Origin of the sequence: uncultured Jatrophihabitans sp. (assembly GCF_964252635.1) — a bacterium.
Lineage (GTDB): Bacteria > Actinomycetota > Actinomycetes > Mycobacteriales > Jatrophihabitantaceae > Jatrophihabitans.
In genome coordinates, this window is the sequence record NZ_CAXUNP010000023.1 from 35957 (window position 1) to 54351 (window position 18395).

At 70.8% G+C, this 18395-nt stretch carries 21 protein-coding genes; 14 read left to right on the forward strand and 7 right to left on the reverse strand.

The window, feature by feature from the left end:
- Positions 1-70: 70 nt before the first annotated feature.
- Positions 71-718, reverse strand: a complete 648-nt coding sequence (locus ACFFCA_RS11980; RefSeq protein ID WP_375485055.1) for a hypothetical protein — start codon at positions 716-718, stop codon at positions 71-73.
- 144 nt (positions 719-862) lie between these two features.
- Between ACFFCA_RS11980 and ACFFCA_RS11985 the strand changes: the two genes are divergently transcribed.
- Genes ACFFCA_RS11985 through ACFFCA_RS11995 form a run of 3 tightly spaced genes read left to right on the forward strand, consistent with a single transcriptional unit; the run spans position 863 to position 2819 of the window.
- Entirely contained in the window at positions 863-1543 is a 681-nt protein-coding gene (locus ACFFCA_RS11985) for a glycosyltransferase family 2 protein (protein WP_375485057.1), read from the forward strand.
- Positions 1540-2181 carry a DUF2064 domain-containing protein gene (locus ACFFCA_RS11990; protein WP_375485059.1) on the forward strand — a complete coding sequence of 214 codons (642 nt, stop codon included), beginning with the start codon at positions 1540-1542 and terminating at the stop codon, positions 2179-2181. Before ACFFCA_RS11985 ends, ACFFCA_RS11990 begins: the two co-directional genes overlap by 4 nt.
- The gene (locus ACFFCA_RS11995; protein WP_375485061.1) at positions 2181-2819 is read left to right on the forward strand and encodes a methyltransferase domain-containing protein; all 639 of its coding nucleotides are present in this window, start codon (positions 2181-2183) and stop codon (positions 2817-2819) included. The genes ACFFCA_RS11990 and ACFFCA_RS11995 overlap by 1 nt, the downstream gene beginning before the upstream one ends.
- Positions 2820-2866: 47 nt before the next feature.
- Here ACFFCA_RS11995 and ACFFCA_RS12000 read toward each other — a convergent pair whose 3' ends face one another.
- Positions 2867-3244: a hypothetical protein gene (locus ACFFCA_RS12000; RefSeq protein WP_375485063.1), complete on the reverse strand. Its 378-nt coding sequence runs from the start codon at positions 3242-3244 to the stop codon at positions 2867-2869.
- 45 nt (positions 3245-3289) lie between these two features.
- A complete protein-coding gene (locus ACFFCA_RS12005) occupies positions 3290-3733 on the reverse strand; it encodes an SET domain-containing protein (protein WP_375485065.1) in 444 nt (147 codons plus the stop codon).
- A 72-nt stretch (positions 3734-3805) separates the two neighbouring features.
- Between ACFFCA_RS12005 and ACFFCA_RS12010 the strand changes: the two genes are divergently transcribed.
- Positions 3806-5272 (forward strand): CHAD domain-containing protein, encoded by a 1467-nt coding sequence (locus ACFFCA_RS12010; protein WP_375485067.1) that lies wholly within the window; start codon positions 3806-3808, stop codon positions 5270-5272.
- Between the two features lie 45 nt (positions 5273-5317).
- Here the strand turns inward: ACFFCA_RS12010 and ACFFCA_RS12015 are convergent, their stop codons facing one another.
- Positions 5318-5653: an anti-sigma factor antagonist gene (locus ACFFCA_RS12015; RefSeq protein ID WP_375485069.1), complete on the reverse strand. Its 336-nt coding sequence runs from the start codon at positions 5651-5653 to the stop codon at positions 5318-5320.
- Positions 5654-5784: 131 nt separating this feature from the next.
- Between ACFFCA_RS12015 and ACFFCA_RS12020 the strand changes: the two genes are divergently transcribed.
- Positions 5785-9564, forward strand: coding sequence for a SpoIIE family protein phosphatase (locus tag ACFFCA_RS12020; protein WP_375485071.1), 3780 nt, complete (start codon positions 5785-5787; stop codon positions 9562-9564).
- 28 nt (positions 9565-9592) lie between these two features.
- Here ACFFCA_RS12020 and bfr read toward each other — a convergent pair whose 3' ends face one another.
- Together bfr and ACFFCA_RS12030 are read right to left on the reverse strand one after the other, a co-directional pair.
- A complete protein-coding gene (bfr, locus tag ACFFCA_RS12025) occupies positions 9593-10072 on the reverse strand; it encodes a bacterioferritin (protein WP_375485073.1) in 480 nt (159 codons plus the stop codon).
- A 30-nt stretch (positions 10073-10102) separates the two neighbouring features.
- Entirely contained in the window at positions 10103-10294 is a 192-nt protein-coding gene (locus ACFFCA_RS12030) for a bacterioferritin-associated ferredoxin (protein ID WP_375485075.1), read from the reverse strand.
- 179 nt (positions 10295-10473) lie between these two features.
- On the opposite strand from ACFFCA_RS12030, the gene ACFFCA_RS12035 reads away from it, so the two are divergent.
- The 9 genes from ACFFCA_RS12035 to ACFFCA_RS12075 all read left to right on the forward strand — a co-directional run bounded on the left by ACFFCA_RS12035 (position 10474) and on the right by ACFFCA_RS12075 (position 17730).
- Positions 10474-11115 (forward strand): hypothetical protein, encoded by a 642-nt coding sequence (locus ACFFCA_RS12035; protein ID WP_375485077.1) that lies wholly within the window; start codon positions 10474-10476, stop codon positions 11113-11115.
- 74 nt (positions 11116-11189) lie between these two features.
- Complete coding sequence (locus ACFFCA_RS12040) at positions 11190-11774, forward strand: TerD family protein (protein WP_375485079.1); 585 nt, start codon at positions 11190-11192, stop codon at positions 11772-11774.
- A gap of 64 nt (positions 11775-11838) precedes the next feature.
- The gene (locus tag ACFFCA_RS12045; protein ID WP_375485081.1) at positions 11839-12417 is read left to right on the forward strand and encodes a TerD family protein; all 579 of its coding nucleotides are present in this window, start codon (positions 11839-11841) and stop codon (positions 12415-12417) included.
- A 12-nt stretch (positions 12418-12429) separates the two neighbouring features.
- The gene (locus ACFFCA_RS12050) at positions 12430-13563 is read left to right on the forward strand and encodes a DUF475 domain-containing protein (protein WP_375485082.1); all 1134 of its coding nucleotides are present in this window, start codon (positions 12430-12432) and stop codon (positions 13561-13563) included.
- A 34-nt stretch (positions 13564-13597) separates the two neighbouring features.
- Positions 13598-14296 (forward strand): tellurium resistance protein, encoded by a 699-nt coding sequence (locus tag ACFFCA_RS12055; protein ID WP_375485084.1) that lies wholly within the window; start codon positions 13598-13600, stop codon positions 14294-14296.
- Between the two features lie 72 nt (positions 14297-14368).
- Positions 14369-15646, forward strand: a complete 1278-nt coding sequence (locus ACFFCA_RS12060) for a toxic anion resistance protein (RefSeq protein ID WP_375485086.1) — start codon at positions 14369-14371, stop codon at positions 15644-15646.
- Positions 15647-15661: 15 nt separating this feature from the next.
- Positions 15662-16147: a hypothetical protein gene (locus tag ACFFCA_RS12065; RefSeq protein ID WP_375485088.1), complete on the forward strand. Its 486-nt coding sequence runs from the start codon at positions 15662-15664 to the stop codon at positions 16145-16147.
- Between the two features lie 33 nt (positions 16148-16180).
- Positions 16181-16744, forward strand: coding sequence for a TerD family protein (locus tag ACFFCA_RS12070; RefSeq protein ID WP_375485090.1), 564 nt, complete (start codon positions 16181-16183; stop codon positions 16742-16744).
- Between the two features lie 5 nt (positions 16745-16749).
- Positions 16750-17730 carry a hypothetical protein gene (locus tag ACFFCA_RS12075; protein ID WP_375485092.1) on the forward strand — a complete coding sequence of 327 codons (981 nt, stop codon included), beginning with the start codon at positions 16750-16752 and terminating at the stop codon, positions 17728-17730.
- A 25-nt stretch (positions 17731-17755) separates the two neighbouring features.
- On the opposite strand, the gene ACFFCA_RS12080 is transcribed toward ACFFCA_RS12075, so the two are convergent.
- Positions 17756-18395, reverse strand: a 640-nt coding sequence (locus ACFFCA_RS12080) for a TerD family protein (protein WP_375485094.1), incomplete at its 5' end; no start/stop codon positions are given.

An 18395-nucleotide genomic window follows, 5' to 3' on the forward strand; every position in this document is an offset into this window, starting at 1 on the left:
ATGCGAATCGGGTGGCGACCCGAAGGCCGCCACCCGATTCACGCCACCGGGACACGTCCCGGCGTGACGACTACTTGGTGTTCACCAGCAGGGTAGCGATGCCGACCGTCGTGCCGGCCTTGACCGCGGTGGTCTTGAACGTCTTGTTCAGCAGCGCGGCGGCGTCGGACGAGATCTTCACCGTGGTGCCGGTGAGGGTCGCGACGCCAGTGCTCGAGTTGACCGTGATCGGCTTCAGGGTGCTGCCGTCGAGGTCGAACAGCTTCGCGCTCTTGACGGCGACCTTGCCGTTGGCGAGGACCTCGCCGGTGAGCTTGGAGTTGTTGCCCGGGTCGATGACGAAGTTCTGCAGCGTCACCTTGGTGGCGCCGCCGGTCAGCGACAGGCCGGAGCCGTTGTGCTGAATCGAGCCCTGGACGTAGGGGGTGACCTTGCCCTTCTTGTACACCTTGGCGTTGCCGCCGGTGATCGGGAAGGTGACGGTGCCGGAGTTCGCGTCGAACTTGGCGTTGCCGGTGGGCGCCGGGGTGAGCTTGAGCGTGCCCAGGGCGGCCACGAAGGTCGGGTCGAGCTTCACCGAGGTGCTCTGCCCGGTGAGCTTCTTGATGTCGGCGATCGGCTTCTTGTCGCCGCCACCGCTGCTGCTGCAGGCGGTGCCGGTGGCGACGAGCGCGGCGCTCGCCGTAACGGCCACCAGGGTCTTGGTGAAGGTGCGCACGGTGTGTCCTCCTGGACGTCGGTGTCGGCAGCCTCCGGTGGAGGCCATGACTCGGTGCTGCATGTGACTTCGTCGCCCCCCGGCAGGTCGGTTCCCTTCGACGCGGAAAAGTTCGCCGAACGGTGGGGTGGGTAGCGTCGTGGGGTGAGCGACGCCCGTTCCCCGGCCGACAACCGCTGTCGGGTCGACGTCGTGCTGCCGTGCCTCGACGAGGCCGCCGCCCTGCCGTGGGTCCTCGAGCGGCTGCCCGACGGTGCGCGGGCCCTGGTCGTCGACAACGGGTCCGCCGACGGGTCGCCCGCCCTGGCGGCCGAGTTGGGCGCGACGGTCGTCCCGTGCGCCGTGCAGGGGTACGGTGCGGCCTGCCACGCCGGGCTCGAGGCGGCAACCGCCGACGTCGTCGCGGTGTGCGATTGCGACGGTTCACTGGACCCCCGTGACGTGCTGGCCCTCCTCGCAGTGCTCGATCGCGGTGCCGACCTGGTCATCGGACGACGGCGACCCACCGGTCGCGAGGCGTGGTCGTGGTCGTCGCGCGTCGCCAACCGGGAGCTCGCGCGGCGAATCCGGCGCCGTACCGGACTGCGAATAGACGATGTGGGTCCCCTCCGAGTCGCTCGCCGTGAGGCGCTGCTGTCGCTCGGGCTCACCGACCGTCGATCGGGTTATCCCGCCGAGACGGTCGTGCGCGCCGCCGACGCCGGTTGGCGCATCGAGCAGGTCGACGTCGCGTACGGCCCGCGCATCGGCCGTTCGAAGGTCACCGGCACGCTGCGCGGCACCGTGCAAGCGGTGCGCGACATGAGCGCGGCGATCACCGCGTGATCGACACCCTTGTCGTGCTGGCGAAGGAGCCGCGCCCCGGTTTCGCCAAGACGCGGCTGACACCACCGCTGTCCGCGCTCGACGCCTCACTCGTGGCGGCTGCGTGCCTGCAGGACACGCTGGACGCCGTGTCGCGGACTCCGGCTCGTCGGCGCCTGCTCGCCTTCGACGGCGATGCCGCCGGCTGGTTGCCGCACGGCTGGGAACTCGTCGAGCAACCCGATGGCGGTCTCGACGAACGCATCGCGGCCGCGTTCGACGCGGCCGGCGCCGGATCGGCCCTGCTCGTCGGCATGGACACTCCCCAGCTGCAGCCGCGTCAGCTGCTGGCCTTCGACCCGGCGCGGCACGAGGCCGCGCTCGGCCTGGCACCGGACGGCGGCTTCTGGGCACTGGGGCTGCGCGACGCCCGCCGTGGTCGTGCTGCCGTGCTGGGCGTTCCGATGTCGCGGTCGAGCACCGGTGCGGCGCAGTACGCGCAGCTGCAGGTCGAGGGACTGCGCCCGACACTGCTCGACACGCTGGCCGACATCGACACCGTGGACGACCTGTTCGCCGTGGCCGCCGATGCCCCGCTGGGGCGGCTGCGGGTCGTGCTGGCCGAGATCGCCCCGCGGCTCGTCGGGCGGGTGAGCTAATGCGTCCCGGCGCGTTGCGTCCCTACGAGGACGCCCTGCAGGGCGGCGGCGGCCTGCTGCAGCTGCACGCCCCGGGACGCCGCGCGATGGTGCTCGACGTCGAGCGGTGGCTGGCCCCGGCCGACGACGTCGACCGCCACGCCGTGCTGGGCAGTACCGGCCCGGTGCTGGACGTCGGCTGCGGCCCGGGACGGCTCGTGCACCTGTTGCACGCCCACGGCGTCGAGGTCCTGGGCATCGACATCGCCGAGGTTGCCGTGTCGCTGGCCCGGGGCACCGGTGCGCAGGCCGAGCACCGTGACGTGTTCGGGCCCCTGCCGCGCGAGGGGTCGTGGGCGACCGTCCTGCTGCTCGACGGCAACATCGGTATCGGCGGTGACCCCGGGCGGTTGCTGCGGCGGGTGCAGGACCTGCTGGCGCCCGGCGGTCGCGTGGTCATCGAGACCGACCCGGACGACGACATCGACACCCACGGATGGGTCCGGTTCGCGCGCAACGACGTGCCCATCGGCGTGCCGTTCCTGTGGTCGCGCGTGGGCGTGCACGGCCTGCGCACGCGGTTGCTGCCGACGACTGCCTTCGCCGTCGAGTCGGTGTGCCGGGTCGGCGGCCGCTGCTTCGTGACCCTGCAGCTCTGAGTGACCCTCCACCGCTGACGCCGACGTGACCGCGGTGCCCGGCCCGCTTAGTGCTCGTGCGGCACGGTGAGCCGCGGAACGCCGCCCAACCCGAGGTTGTAGCGGGTGTGCGCGGCGTACTCGGCCAGCTTGTCCCACAGGGCGGCGTGCGCCGGCCACGGGACCGGTTCGTCGCCGTCGAGCCAGCTCTCGCCGAAGGTAATCCACACGACGGTCCAGTCCGCGGCGTCGCGCCACTTGCCCTGACTCCACTCGATGAGCGAGCGGCGGATCTGGAAGGCCAGGCGCGCGGCGTCGGGGAAGGTGTGGACGGTGCTGACTTCCCACACCCGGAAGTCCTGCGACATCAGGTCCAGCTCGAAGTCGTCGAGCACGCCGGGGTCGACCAGCACCGTCGCCACGTTCTCGTGGCCTCGTCCACGCATGAACCGATTATCTACCCGACGGGTAAGACAACGCCGCTGCGCGGGTCAACGCGCGAGCATCGTCCCGCGGCACGAGTCGGCGCCGCACCGGCAGGCGTAGGCGGCAGCGGCCTCGTCCGAGGCGTCGTCGTCGAGGCTGAGCCGGTAGTCGATGAACAGCTCCGCGCCCGCGGGGATCGCGCGGACGGTGACGATGTGAATGGTGCCGTCCTCGTCGACGGTCTCGCAGTTCGGGTCGCAGCCGTGGTTGATGAACCGCGCCTCGTTGCCGCCGCTGCCCCCGTCGATCACGCGGCCGTCGCCGAGGTCGAAGAAGAAGGTGTGGTCGGGGTCGCCGTCGGCGGCCTCCCACCGCTGCTGGGCGAGCTCCCAGTCGACGACCTCACCGCCGTAGTCGAGCAGGAACTCGTCGGCGTCGAGGTCGGCCGTCGCGTACAGGCCGCGGCCGTGAACGGGGGAGCGGCGCACCCGGAACTTCGTCGTGGTCACCGGGTCGAGGGTAGCCAGGGCCGCCGGGTGCGACGCGGGCCCGTCGGCCCCTGGGCTGGGTACGGTGCCGGGATGAGCGAGACGCAGCGCGAACGCGAGTTGAAGTTCGATCTGCCGGAGGTGTGGGAGCTGCCCGACACCCGACGCCTCGTGCCGGACGGCGGGACGGTCGAGGTCGAGACCCAGCGCCTCGAGAGCACCTACTACGACACGGCGGGCCACGACCTGCTCGGTTCCCGCGTGACGCTGCGACGCCGCACCGGGGATGCCGACACCGGGTGGCAGCTCAAGATCCCCGCCGACGGCGCCCGGCAGGAGATCCGGGTGCCGCTCGCCCCGCAGCGCGGCGTGCCGGCGGAGCTGCGTGCGCTCACGGCGGGGCTGCGCGGCCCGGCGACGCTACGCATCACGGCCACGCTGCGCACCGAGCGTGCGGTCCGCCGCCTGGTGGACGCGAACGGCGTCGGGCTGGCCGAGATCGTCCACGACACCGTCACCGCCACGGTCAAGCACCAGTTCTCGGTGATCCGCAGCTGGCAGGAGGCCGAGGTCGAACTGCTCGAGGGCGGCACCGAGAGGCTGCTGGAGCGCATCGCGAAGTGGCTGCGCAAGCACGGCGCCCGGCCGTCGGCCAGCTCCTCCAAGCTCGGGCGGGCCCTGGACACGTCGGTATCTCGCGCGCGCTCGACGTCCACTGCGGGCGACGTCCTCGGTACCTACCTCGACGACAGCTTCACGACCATGGTCACCGGGGACATCACCTTGCGCCGTGACGCCGCGGCGCCGGCGGACCCCGCGGAGCTAGAACGGGTGGTGCACGCGACCCGGGTGGCGACGCGCCGCTACCGCAGCACGCTGCGAGTGTTCGGGCCGCTGCTGGACCGTGGTCGCGCGGCCGCGCTCGACGGCGAACTCGCCTGGTACGCGGCGGCGCTGGGCGAGGTGCGCGACCGGCACGTGCTGCGCACGACCCTCACCCGGGCCCTGGACGACCTCGACCCCGAGCTCGTGATCGGCCCGGTGCGGCGACACGTCGACAGCGCCCTGGACGTCGAGGAGACGGCGGCGCGAGCCGATCTCGCGACGGTGATGAACTCGCGGCGGTACTCGGCGCTGCTCGCCGAGCTGCGCGGGTGGAGCACCGACCTGCCCGTGTCCGACCCGGACGCGCCGGCGACCGCGCTGGTTCCCCTGGCGCGCAGGGCCGCACGCGCCATGGACCGGCGGGTGACCGCGGCGCGGGCCGCGACCGCGCAGGACCCCGCGGGTGCCGCGGCGTCGGACGTCGCGCACCACCGCGCCCGGAAGGCGGCCAAGCGGGCCCGCTACGCGGCCGAACTCGTCACCCCGGTGCTGGGCAAACCGGCACGCACGCTGGTCACGCGGGCCACGAAGCGACAGCGACGTCTGGGTCATCGCCAGGACGACGTCGTCGCCGCGCAGTTCCTGCTGCGGCTCGGCCGCCAACCGGGCGGGAACGGGTTCACGCTGGGGGTGCTGTACCGGCGCCAGCGCGACCTGGCCGAAGGCATCCGCTGACGGTCACGGTGTCAGGGCGTGGATGGATCGGCCGATCCCGGGTGATCAGCGCAGGACGTCCTCGACGGTGTCGCCCACCGGGATGACGTCGCTCAGCCGCGTGATCTGCAGGACCTTCACGAGGTGCGGTTTGGTCGACACCACACCGAGCCGCCGGTCGACCGCCTCCAACTGCTTGAGCGACCCGACGAGCACACCGAGTGCCGAGGAGTCGATGAAGTCGCTTCCCGCCAGGTCGAGCACCACGGCGTCGCGGGTGTCCTCCCCGGCGAGCTCCGTCAGAGCGTCCCGGAGCATCCCGGCGGAGCGCACGTCGAGGTCGCCGAAGGGCGACACCACCACGGCGCCGGGTCGGCGAGTCGTCTCCAAACGGAATGCCATGCGGCGATCCTTCCGTCACTGTGGTCACGACGGTAACCCGGGCCCGGTTGATCATGCCGGGTCATTGGTCACGTCGGAAATCGCTCGGTAAGGTCCGACCAACTCCACTGCGTCGAAGGGCCCGCCACACCATGGCCGACGAGCCTCTCGCCGAGTTCTTCGACCTCGGCACGGACATCGGTCGCGCCTACGCCGACGTCGATTGGGCCGCCACGGCGATCGGGCCGCCGCGGCAGTGGCCGCAGAGCCTGCGCTCGACGTTCTCGCTCATGGTGTCCTCCCGCTTCGCCATGTGGATGGCCTGGGGCCCGGACCTGACCTTCTTCTGCAACGACGCCTACCGGCGCGACACGCTCGGACGCAAGTACCCGTGGGCGCTCGGCCGTCCCGCGGCCGAGGTCTGGGCGGAGATCTGGCCCGACGTCCAGAGCCTCGTCGCCACGGTGCTGGAGGGCCGCGGGGCCACCTACGACGAGGGCTTGCAGCTGTTCCTCGAGCGCAGCGGGTTCGTCGAGGAGACCTACCACACGTTCTCCTACAGCCCGCTGCACGACGACGACGGCCGGATCTCCGGAATGTTCTGCGTGGTCAGCGAGGACACCATGCGCGTGCTGAGCCAGCGGCGCATCGCGGCCCTCAGCGACCTCGCGGCCGGCGTGTCCGACGCCAGTTCGGCGGCGCAGGTGATCGCGGCTATCGAGGCCCGGCTGCCGAACGATCCCTACGACCTGCCGTTCGTCGTCGGCTACCTGCTCGACCAAGCCGGGGCGGCCAGACTTGCCTTCACCAGCGGGGTCGACGCCGGACACCCCGCGGCACCGGAGGCCTTCACACTCGACGACCCCACGATGCCCTGGGCCACGCACTGGCCGTCCGAGGGGTCGGCCACGGTGGTCGAGCTGGCGCCGGTGTTCGACGACCTGCCGACCGGCGGATGGACCGCGGAGCCCGCCCAGGCGGTGGTCGCGCCCATGCTGGCCGGTGAACGCGTCATCGGCGCCGTCGTGGTCGGCATGAACCCGCACCGCGCGCTGAACGACGGCCTGATCGACTTCGTCTCGCTCGTGGCCGACCAGATCGCGGCCTCGATCACCCGCGGTCAGGCTTTCGACGCCGAGCGCGAACGAGCCGAGGAGATGGCCGCTCTCGACCGCGCCAAGACGACCTTCTTCACCAACGTCAGCCACGAACTCCGCACACCGCTGACCCTGCTGCTGGGGCCGACCGAGGACGCGCTCGCCGACCCCGACGCGCCCCTCGGGCCCGACCAGCGCCGGCGCGTCGAGGTCGTGCAGCGCAACGCCGAACGGCTGCTCAAGCTCGTCAACACCCTGCTCGACTTCTCTCGACTCGAGTCCGGACGGGCCCAGGCCAGCTACGAACCCGTCGTCCTCGACCGGTTGACCGTCGAGATCGCGAGCATGTTCGAGTCGGCGTTCGCCCGGGCCGGTCTGACCCTCACGCTCGACTGCCCGCCGCTGCCGGAGCCGATCCACGTCGACCGGGAGATGTGGTCGAAGATCGTGCTGAACCTGGTGTCCAATGCGCTCAAGGCCACCTTCGAGGGTGGCGTCACGGTGCGGCTCGCGAGCACCGGGTCCGGCGCCGAGCTCAGGGTGACCGACACCGGGGTCGGCATCCCCGCCGAGGAGCAGGCGCGGCTGTTCGAGCGCTTCCACCGCGTGGCCGGCGCGCAGCTGCGCAGCCACGAGGGGTCGGGGATCGGCCTGGCTCTCGTCTCCGAGCTCGCCACGCTGCACGGGGGCGCGGTGTCCGTCGACAGCACACCGGGTCGCGGCAGCACCTTCACGGTCACCGTCCCGCGCGGCGTCGCGCACCTGCCGGCCGACCGGGTGGCGGCACCCCGGCCGGCGGCAGCCCAGCGCGCCGGTGCCGACGTCGCGGCCGGGTACCTGGCCGAGGCGGCCCGGTGGCAGGGCGACGCCGACCGCACCGCGCACGGCCCGGTCGTCGACGGGGACGGGAGCGTCGACGAGGGCCGGAGCGTCGACGAGGGCCGGCGGGTGCTGGTCGTGGACGACAACGCGGACATGCGCGGCTACGTCGCCGACGTGCTCGGTGAGGAGTTCGCGGTCCTGACCGCCGCGAACGGCGCCGAGGGCCTCGAGCGCGCCCGCGCCGACGCGCCCGATCTCGTCCTCACCGACGTCATGATGCCGGTGCTCGACGGCTTCGGCCTGCTCCGTGCCCTGCGCGACGACCCGACCACCGCGCACATCCCGGTGGTCATGCTGTCCGCCCGCTCCGGTGAGGAAGCGGCCGTCGAGGGGCTCGAGGCGGGCGCGGACGACTACCTCGTCAAGCCCTTCTCCCAGCGCGAGCTGCTCGCGCGGGTCCGGGCCAACCTGGAGCTCGACCGGGTGCGGCGGGTGGCGGCCGAACTCGGCCGCAGCCGCGAGATGCTGGCCTTCGCCGAGGAGCTCGCGCAGGTCGGCAGCTTCACCTACGAGATCGCGGACGACACGCTGCACGGCACGCCGCAGTTCTTCGCCCTGTCCGGGTTCGACGCCCACGCGGCGCGGCGACCCGGTGACCCCCTGGACCTGGGGTCGGTGCGCGCCGACGACCGCAGGCGGGTCCTCGCCGCCGTGCGTGCCGGTGTTGCCGACGGCCGGGACATCGACCTGGAGTTCGCGGTCGACGACGGGCGCGGCGAGCGTCTGGTGTGGTTGCGCGCCGTTGCAGAACGCGGCAGCGACGGCCGTCCCGTGCGGCTGCGCGGGTCGGCGCAGGACATCACCACGCGCGCGGCCGCCCAGGCCGAAGCGGCGCGCGAGGAGGCGGCGCGCGAGGCCGCGGCCCGGGAGCACCAGATCGCCCACGAGCTGCAGGCCAGCCTGCTGCCGCAGCGGATGTTCGACGCCGACCACCTCGATCTGGCGGCGTTCTACCGCGCCGGCGTCGAGGGCACCCAGGTGGGCGGCGACTGGTACGACGTCATCGACCTCGATGCCGGGCGCACGGCCTTCGTGCTCGGCGACGTCATGGGCCGAGGCATCCAGGCCGCCGCGGTCATGGGGCAACTGCGCGCGACCGTGCGGGCCTACGCCCGCATCGAGATCGCGCCCGACGTCCTCATGCAACTGCTCGACGACGCGGTGCGCGAGATCCGGCGCGACATGATCGTCACCTGCATCTATGCCGTCTACGACCCCACCGACCAGTCGCTGACCTACGCCAACGCCGGCCACCTGCCTCCGCTGCTGCTCTGCCCGGGCGAGTCCGCGCAGCGCCTCACCCGGGGTGGGCCGCCGCTCGGCGTCGGCCGTGGGTGGGTCGAACCCGAGACGATCACCCTCGAGGCCGGCGCGCTGCTCGCGCTCTACACCGACGGCCTGGTCGAGCGGCGCGGCGCCAACGTCGACGACGGCATCGACACCCTCGCGGCGCTGCTCGCGAGCGCCCCCTCGGACGTCGGCGCCATCCCGGCCCACCTCACCGACGCCCTCCTGCCCGAGGATCTCGACGACGACGTCGCCCTGCTCGTGGCCCGGGTGTCCGACCGCGCGAGCACCGACCGCGTCGACGTGGTCGCGGTGCCGAACGACCTCGCCGAGGTGGGCCCGGCCCGGGACCGTGCCGCGGACCGGGTGGCCGAGTGGGGCGGCGCGGACGGCCAGGTCGAGGACGTCCGCCTGATCGTCAGCGAGCTGGTCACCAACGCGATCCTGCACGGCGAGCCGCCGGTGCAGTTGCGGGTACGCAAGGGCGGGCAGCGGCTGCTCATCGAGGTCTACGACAGCGCCGTCAGCGCGCCGCAGCTGCGGCGTGCCGCGCCCGGTGACAACCACGGGCGCGGTCTCATGATCGTGTCGTTGCTCAGCGAACGATGGGGCACCCGGCCGACCCCCAGCGGCAAGGCGGTGTGGTGCCAGCTGAGCGTGACCTGACCCCGGGGCCGGTGGTAGTCCGGCCGGGTCAGCTGCTCGGCTGCTGGATCTGCTGGGCCAGGTACAGCGGCTCGCCCAGCTGCTCGAGCAACGCGAGCTGGGTCTCGAGGTAGTCGATGTGGTGCTCCTCGTCGGCCAGGATGTCCTCGAAGAGCTTGCAGCTGGTGATGTCCTGCACCGAGCGCATGTACTCGGCACCACGCCGCAGCCGCTCGATCGCCTCGGCCTCGACGGCCATGTCGGCCTCGAACATCTCGCGGACGCTTTGTCCGATCCGCAGCGGGAACAGGCGCTGGTAGTTCGGCAGGCCGTCGAGCAGCAGGATGCGGTCGGTGAGCACCTCGGCGTGCCGCATCTCGTCCATGGACTCGGAGCGGGTGTAGGCCGCGAGCTTCACCCAGCCGAAGTTCTCCTGCATCTTGGCGTGCAGGAAGTACTGGTTGATCGCCGTGAGCTCTGCACTGAGCTGCTCGTTGAGGAACTCCAGGACCCGCTCGTCGCCACGCATGGTCGAGATCCTAGGGGTCGTCGACGGGGTCTAGGCTACGAGCCCGGCGAGCGGGCACGCGCCGCAGCGCGCCTCGACCAGGTCCTCGACGTGGTCGTGGCAGCTGCCGCAGCTGGACCCCGCGCCGGTGGCCCGCCCGATCTCGGCCACGGACATCGCGCCCGCGTCGAGGGCGTCATGGACCTGCTCGTCGGTGACGGCGTGACAGATGCACACGAACATGTTGGTGAGCCTAGCCTTAGTGAGGCATGCCTCACCAGCAGGCGTTGCGCGGACCACATGCCCGATTCGGGTATTTCGGCGGGGTTCTGCGTCTCCGTACCACCGGGAGAACTCCGCACTCTGAGAGGTCGGACCAGGCGCCCCCGACGGCGCAACCGGCCCCGGCGATAATCGAGGACGTGACCGTGGACCGCGACGACCTGCCCGAGTCGGACCTGCGCAAGCGGGCCGCCTGGCTGCTGGCCATGCTCGCGGTCGTCGCCGGCCTGTTCGTGGTGCTCAGCCTGACCCTGTTCAACGGCTCCGGCGGCGGCGGGGGCGACAGCAACCAGGGCCAGATCGCCGACCCGCCCACCGACATCTCGACGCCGGCGTCCGGCTCGGCTCCGCAATCGTCGCGGGCGCCCTCGACGACGCGCACCTCGACCGCACCGTCCGGGAACGGGTCGGCGAGCAGTTCGACGAGCGGTACCGTGCCGAAGCCGACCTGCCCCGGAGACTCGAAGTGCAGCGTCACGGGCGACGTCACCGGTGCCATGAGCGCGATCAACGCCTACCGGACCCAGCACGGGAAGAAGGCGGTGCCGACCACCGCGAGCCCGAAAGCCGCGAAGTGTGCGCTGAGCAGCGGCAACGACTGTCCCGACAGCTTCGTGTGGGTGCGGGTGACGGACCTCAGCGGATCAGGGGTCGTCAAGGGGGTCAACGGTTTCAACTCCAACGACGACCTGCTGACGAACTCCACGACCTCCTTCGAGGTCGGGTGGGCCTACGACCCCGGCAGCAAGAGCCTGTCGTGTGCCGTGATTCGTAACGATTAGTCACCGCGCGCGCAGTGGTCGGACGACTAGGGTCGGCCTGGTCCTGATCCGTCACCACCTGTCTGGAGTTCGTCGTGGGTGTCAATCTGACCAAGGGCGGCAACGTGTCGCTCACCAAGCAAGCGCCCGGCCTCACCTCGGTCGTGGTCGGCCTGGGATGGGACGCGCGCACGACCGACGGTCGGGCCTTCGACCTCGACGCCAGTGCCATCGTGACCGACGCGGACGGCCGGGCTGTATCGGACCAGCACTTCATCTTCTTCAACAACAAGACCTCGCCCGAGGGCGCGGTCACGCACTCCGGCGACAACCTCACCGGTGAGGGCGGGGGCGACGACGAGCAGATCACGGTCAATCTCGCCTCGCTCCCGGCCCAGGCGGGCAAGGTCGTCTTCCCCGTCTCGATCTACGGTGCTGACAGTGCCGACAGCAACGGGCAGACCTTCGGCCAGGTGCGCAACGCCTTCATCCGGGTCGTCAACTCCGCCGACAGCAGCGAACTCGCCCGCTACGACCTGTCCGAGGACGCGTCCACCGAGACGGCCATGGTGTTCGGCGAGCTGTACCGCAACGGTGAGGAATGGAAGTTCCGCGCGATCGGCCAGGGATACAGTGCCGGCCTGTCGGGCATCGCGAGGGACTTCGGCGTCAACGTCTGACCGTGGCCGCGGAACCGCGGACCAGGGGTAAGACGTTGTGCAAGCAGACCAGGAGGTTTTGACAATGAGCGTGAGTTTGAACAAGGGCGGCAACGTCTCCCTGACCAAGGAGGCGCCCGGCCTGACCGCGGTGCTGGTGGGGTTGGGGTGGGACGCGCGCACGACGAGCGGCGCCGACTTCGACCTCGATGCGTCGGCCCTCATGGTGGGGACGTCCGGCAAGATCCTTTCGGACTCGCACTTCGTGTTCTTCAACAACCTGACCTCCCCGGACGGCTCCGTCGAGCACCTCGGGGACAACCTCACCGGCGAGGGCGAGGGCGACGACGAGGAGATCAAGGTCAATCTCGTCAACGTCCCGCAGGAGGTCGACCGGGTCGTCATCACGGTGTCGATCTACGAGGCGGAGTCCCGCCAGCAGTCCTTCGGTCAGGTGCGCAACGCCTACATCCGCGTGGTCAACCAGGCCGACAGCGCCGAGATCACCCGCTACGACCTGTCCGAGGACGCGTCCACCGAGACCGCGATGATCTTCGGCGAGCTGTACCGCAACGGAGCGGACTGGAAGTTCCGCGCGGTCGGCCAGGGTTACAGCACCGGGCTCCGGGGCATCGCCCTGGACTTCGGCGTCAACGTGGGCTGACGGGCGGACCGGGTGTTCTTCCGAACCTTCGGATGGTCGCTGCTGATTGCAGTGATCGGCCTCGTGCTGGGTTTCTTGTACGACAGCGGTACCGGGCTCGCGCTGGTCGCGATCCTGGCGGTGCTGGAGGTGTCGCTGTCCTTCGACAACGCCGTGGTCAACGCCACGGTGCTGGTGCGGATGTCGCCGTTCTGGCAGAAGATCTTCCTGACCGTGGGTGTGGCGATCGCGGTGTTCGGGATGCGGTTGATCTTCCCGCTGCTGATCGTGGGCATCACCGCCAAGCTGAGCCCCGTCGAGGCGGTGCGGCTGGCGCTGGAGAAGGGCGACCCGGACACCAAGGGCACCTACGGCTACCTGCTGCACCAGGCCCACCCGGCGATCGCAGCATTCGGCGGGATGTTCCTGCTGATGCTGTTCCTGGACTTCATGTTTGAGGAACGGGAGATCACCTGGCTGTCCTGGATCGAGAAGCCGCTGGCCAAGATCGGCAAGCTGGATCAGCTGTCGGTGGTCATCGCGCTCGGGGTGCTGTCGATCTCGGCCTACACGCTGGGCAAGAGCGCGGACACCGCGCAGCCGGACCGGATCTCGACGATCCTGGTGTCCGGGGTGCTGGGGTTGGCGACCTATCTGCTGGTCAACGGGTTGGGGGAGTTCTTCGACGTCGACGACGAGGACGAGCAGGAGTCCACCGAGGGCGGCGAGATCGAGTTCCAGGTCAAGAAGCCCAAGGCCGCCCACGTGGTGGGCAAGGCCGCGTTCTTCCTGTTCCTCTACCTCGAGGTCCTGGACGCCTCGTTCAGCTTCGACGGGGTCATCGGTGCGTTCGCGATCACCCCGGACCCGATCATCATCGCCATCGGCCTGGGCATCGGGGCCATGTTCATCCGCTCGCTCACCGTGTTCCTGGTCAAGAAGGGCACCCTGAACGAGTACGTCTACCTCGAACACGGGGCGTTGTGGGCGATCGGGGCGCTGGCCGTCATCCTGCTCATCACCATCGAGTACGAGGTCCCCGAGGTCGTCACCGGCCTGATCGGCGTGGCCTTCATCGGCCTGGCCCTGCTGTCCTCCATCGTCCGCAACAAGCGCGAGGGCGACGACCAACCCGACACCAAGACCGCCGAACCGGCCACCGTCTGACCCTGTCGTTCAGGGCCGAAGAGAGGATCCCGACATGGGCATCGACTACACCAAGCAGCCCAACCCGCCCGGACAGCCGGACGTGCCCGGGCAGCCGGCCGGAGGGGCACCGTCCGGGGGTGTCTCGCTGTCCAAGGTCACCCTCACCAAGTCCGCACCGTCGGTGTCACTCACCAAGCACGGCGGCAACACCGGGCTGCTGGCCGTGAACCTGAACTGGAACGCCCGCCCGCCGGCCAAGGGGTTCTTCCGGAAGAACACCCAGCTGGACCTCGACCTCGGCTGCCTGTACGAGTTCACCGACGGCACCAAGGGTGTCGTGCAGGCCCTCGGCAACGCCTTCCGCGCGCGTCCACGCACCGGCAGCCAGGACCTCATCTGGCTCGACGGCGACGACCGTTCGGGGTCGGTCAGCACCGGGGAGAACCTGTTCGTCAACCTCGAGGGCCTGCCCGACATCCGTCGCATCCTGGTGTTCGCGCTGATCTACGAGGGCGCCGCCAACTGGGCCGAGGCGCAGGGCGTCACCACGATCACGCCGCGCGGCGCCGCGCCGATCGAGATCCGCCTCGACGACCCGCAGGACGGCGCGCGCATCTGCGCCATCGCCATGCTGACCAACGAGAACGGCGCCCTGACCGTGCACCGCGAGGTCAACTACCTCAACGGCGCCCAGCGCAAGCTCGACGAGGCGTACGGGTGGGGCATGAACTGGACGGCGGGGCGCAAGTAGCCCGCCCCACCGACGATCACCGCCTACGCTGACAGGCGCTGTAGGCGAACCCGCGCACGAAGGAGTCGAGGAATGTCCGAACTGGACCTCAACGCGACCGCGGCGGCACCCACCGCCGCCACGCCGGCCGCCGCCCCCGCCGCCGGAGGTCTCGTGCTGACCCCGCCCGCGCCGGTGTCGGTCGTCAAGGACGAGCAGGCCGCGGGAGCCGTGCCCGTCGACGACACCAAGAAGACCGAGCTCGCGACCCGGGCCTCCGCGTTCGCCAACGAGCTGGCGACGATGGACATCCACGCGCCCGAGTTCACCAAGAAGGTCGACGCCATCACCTCGATGGGCGACAAGGAACTGCGCGCGTCCGCCCAGGTGTCCAACCGCATGCTCGACCGGCCCGCCGCCGCGATGAAGGCCGGCAAGGGCGGCAGCGGCGGCGACGCGCAGACGCGGGTCGCCGGCACGCTCAACGAGCTGCGCAACACCGTCACCGAGCTCGACCCCAGCCGGGCCGACCTCACCGGCGTCAAGAAGGTGCTCAAGTGGATTCCGGGCGGCGACAAGATCGCGCGGTACTTCCAGAAGTACGAGTCCGCCCAGACCCAGCTGAACGCGATCATCAAGTCCCTCGAGTCCGGCCAGGACGATCTGCGTAAGGACAACGCGGCGATCGAGACCGAGAAGGTCAACATGTGGACGACCATGGGCAAGTTGAGCGAGTACAACGCGCTCGCCACCGCCCTGGACGAGGCCGTCACGCAGAAGATCGCCGAGATCGAGGCCGCCGGGAACACCGAGGCCGCCAACACGCTGAAGTCCGACGCGTTGTTCGCGATCCGCCAGCGCCGGCAGGACATCATGACGCAGATGGCGGTGTCGGTGCAGGGTTACATGGCCCTCGACCTCGTGCGCAAGAACAACCTGGAGCTCATCAAGGGCGTCGACCGCGCGCAGACCACCACCATCTCGGCGCTGCGCACGGCGGTCATCGTGTCGCAGGCGCTGGCGCGGCAGAAGCTCGTCCTGGACCAGATCAGCGCGTTGAACACCACGACGTCGAACCTCATCGAGTCGACCTCGAACCAGCTGCGCATCCAGGGTGCCGAGATCAACCAGCAGGCGGCCAGCTCGACGATCGACATCCAGAAGCTGCAGGCGGCGTTCGACAACGTGTTCCAGACGATGGACGCGATCGACTCGTTCCGGGCCCAGGCCACCGATTCCATGTCGCAGACCGTCACCGCGCTCGAGGGTCAGATCGAGCGCGCGCGGCCCTACCTGGAGCGCACCCGGCGCCAGGAGGGCGCGTCGGCCGAGCTGCCGGGCGCGAACCCGAACGCGCTGCCGGGCTCCTGACCCGGCAGGCGTCGCGTGACGTGGTTCCGACGCGGGCACGAGGAGTCGCCCCCGGCCGCCGACCCGGCCGAGGACGACGACTCACCCGAACACCTGCTGCGCCGGCTCTGGGAGCTCGTGCAGTTCGTCAACCGCAGCGCGGGCAAGCTGCCGGTGGAGGCCGTGGTCGTCTCACGCGAGATCACCGACCGCATCCGCGAGGTCATCGACACCGCGACCGCTGACCAGCTCGACGTGTACGCGGTGGTCCAGATCAACGGCATCGTGGGGGACTACCTGCCGACCACCCTGCGCGCGTACCTGGCTCTCGACCCGCGGCTGACCGACCAGGTCGGCCCGTCCGGGCGTACGCCGCGCGCCGCGCTGCGCGAGCAGCTGGACTCCCTCGCGGGTGCGGCCGGCGATCTGGCGAGGGCCGCCCGCGAGCACGACGTCAACGCCCTGTTCACCCAGGGCAACTTCCTGCAGACGAAATTCAGCCGCTCGGACCTCGACCTCTGATCCCCGGCGACGGACACTAGGCTCGACATCGAGATGGCCGAGATGAAGCGAGGCGCGAACGTCGCGCTGACACGGGAGATCCCGGGCCTGCAGGCCTTGGTCGTCGGCGTGGCCTGGAACGCGGGTGCCGAGCGGGTGCTCGACGATGGCCTGGTCCTGGCCGCGGTGCTCTGCGGCGCGGACGGGCGCGCGCGCAGCGACCAGGACTTCGTGTTCTTCAACCAGATCACCTCGTCCGATCAATCGACCCAGCACCTCGAGCGAGCGCTGGGCGGCGACAACGAGCAGCTCGAGATCAGCCTGGCCGACGTGCCGGCCGAGATCGCGCGCGTCGTCGTCGTGCTCTACGTCAACGACGGGCCGGCGCAGCGCCGCACCCTGGGTCAACTGCGGTCGTGCATCGTGCGCGTCCTGAACGCGGCCGACAACGCCGAGCTCGTCCGCTCCGAGGACCTGTCGCGGGCCTTCGAGGGCGAGACTGCTGTAGCGCTCGGCGAGGTGTACCGCAACGGGCCGGACTGGAAGTTCAAGGTGCTCGGGCAGGGCTACTCGAAGGGCATCACCGGGATCGCGACCGACTACGGCATCCCACTCTGAGCGCCGTGGACACCGACCCCACCGGCGCCGCGCCGCGTCCCGACCTCACCTTCCTGCGTCGCCGGTCGCGGCCCCGGCCGGCCGCCGCGCCGCCGCCTGCCGCGCCGCCCACCGTCGCGTCCACCGGCGGCGGTATCGACTACACGCGCCCCGACCGGGCACACCGCGATGCCCCGGCGGCACCGACGCCGCCGACGGGCACCCGCCCCAAGATCGACTTCAGCCGGCCCGGTCGTCGCCCGGCGACGTCGAGCGGGGGAGTCGACTACACACGTCCGTCGGCGCCCGCGCCGTCAGCGCCGTCAGCGCCGTCAGCGGGCGGGTCCCTCGACCTGTCCACCCCGTCGGCCACGCCCGGGCCGGCACCAACCGGCGCGGTCGCGGCGCGCCCCAAGGGCCCGGCACTGCGCCGGCACGAGGACCGCCACGTGTCCGGTCGCGAGCAGGTCCTGCTCGGGGTCGCGACGCCGACGGTGACGCTGACCCGGGTGCAGTCCGGCGTGGGGCACCTCACCGTCGAGGCGGTGTGCTCCGGGGACGTCGGAGACCTACGCCTCGGGGCGCTGTACCAGTTCCGCTCCGGCGGTACCTCGACGGTCCAGCTCACCGGAGGCAACCGGTTCGCGCCGTCGTCGCGCCGACCGGTGATCGTCGCCGGCCACGAGGACTACGAGCGGCTCTCGATCGATCTCCGGCAGATCGGCGACGTCGAGCGCATCACGGTGTACGCGTTCTCGGAGTCCCGTCAGGCGCTGACCTGGGGAGGCACGCTCGTGCTCGAGACGTTCGGCGGCGGCCGCATCGAGTTGCCGCTCGAGACGCTCTACTCGAGCACGGTCGGCGTGCTGGTCTCGCTCTACAACCTCGACGGCGAGCTGGTGGTCCGGGCCGAGATGGAGTCCATCGCCGGTGACGTTCGGGAGGCCGCCCGCGCGTACGGCTACGACCGCATCACCTGGCGCGACGACCGCACCCCCGTCGACTGAACGGGGGGTGCGGGCGCGCGTGGGGTCACGGAGCCACCGCGTGCCGGGACGCCGGACCGACCAGGCCCTTGCCGGTCTTCGCGTCCTGGAACTCGCCGAGCGCCCGCATCTCCCAGCTGCCGTTCGGCGTGCGGCGCAGCGCGGCGATGAGCACCGCCGTGGCCGGTTGCGAGTCCGAGAGGTTGTAGCGGACGAGCTCGGCACCACTGTGGGCCTCGACGAGGCGGCAGAACGCGTTGGCGACCTCCGTGAAGCGCTGTCCGCGGAAGGACGTGATGGTGAAGACCAGCGTCGTGATGTCCGGCGGCAGGGCCGTCAGGTCGACGTCGATCTTCTCGTCGTCACCGTCGCCCTTGCCGGTGAGGTTGTCACCCTGGTGGCGGATCGCGCCCTTGAACCCCTTCTTGTGCGCGAAGTAGACGATCTCTCGGTCCCGGCCGTTCTGGTCGAAGGCGATGACCGACGCGTCCAGGTCGATGTTGCGGCCACCGCGCGCCGGGTCCCAGCCGAGACCCATCGTCACGAGCGACAACGGCGGTGCGCCCTGCTTCACCAGGCTGACCCGCGCGCCCTTGACGAGGTTGACCCGGCCCTTGTCGAGCGTGACGGGTGCATCCGGCGACGGGGCGGCCGGCGGCGGGGGCGGCGGTGTCGTGCCCGGGAAC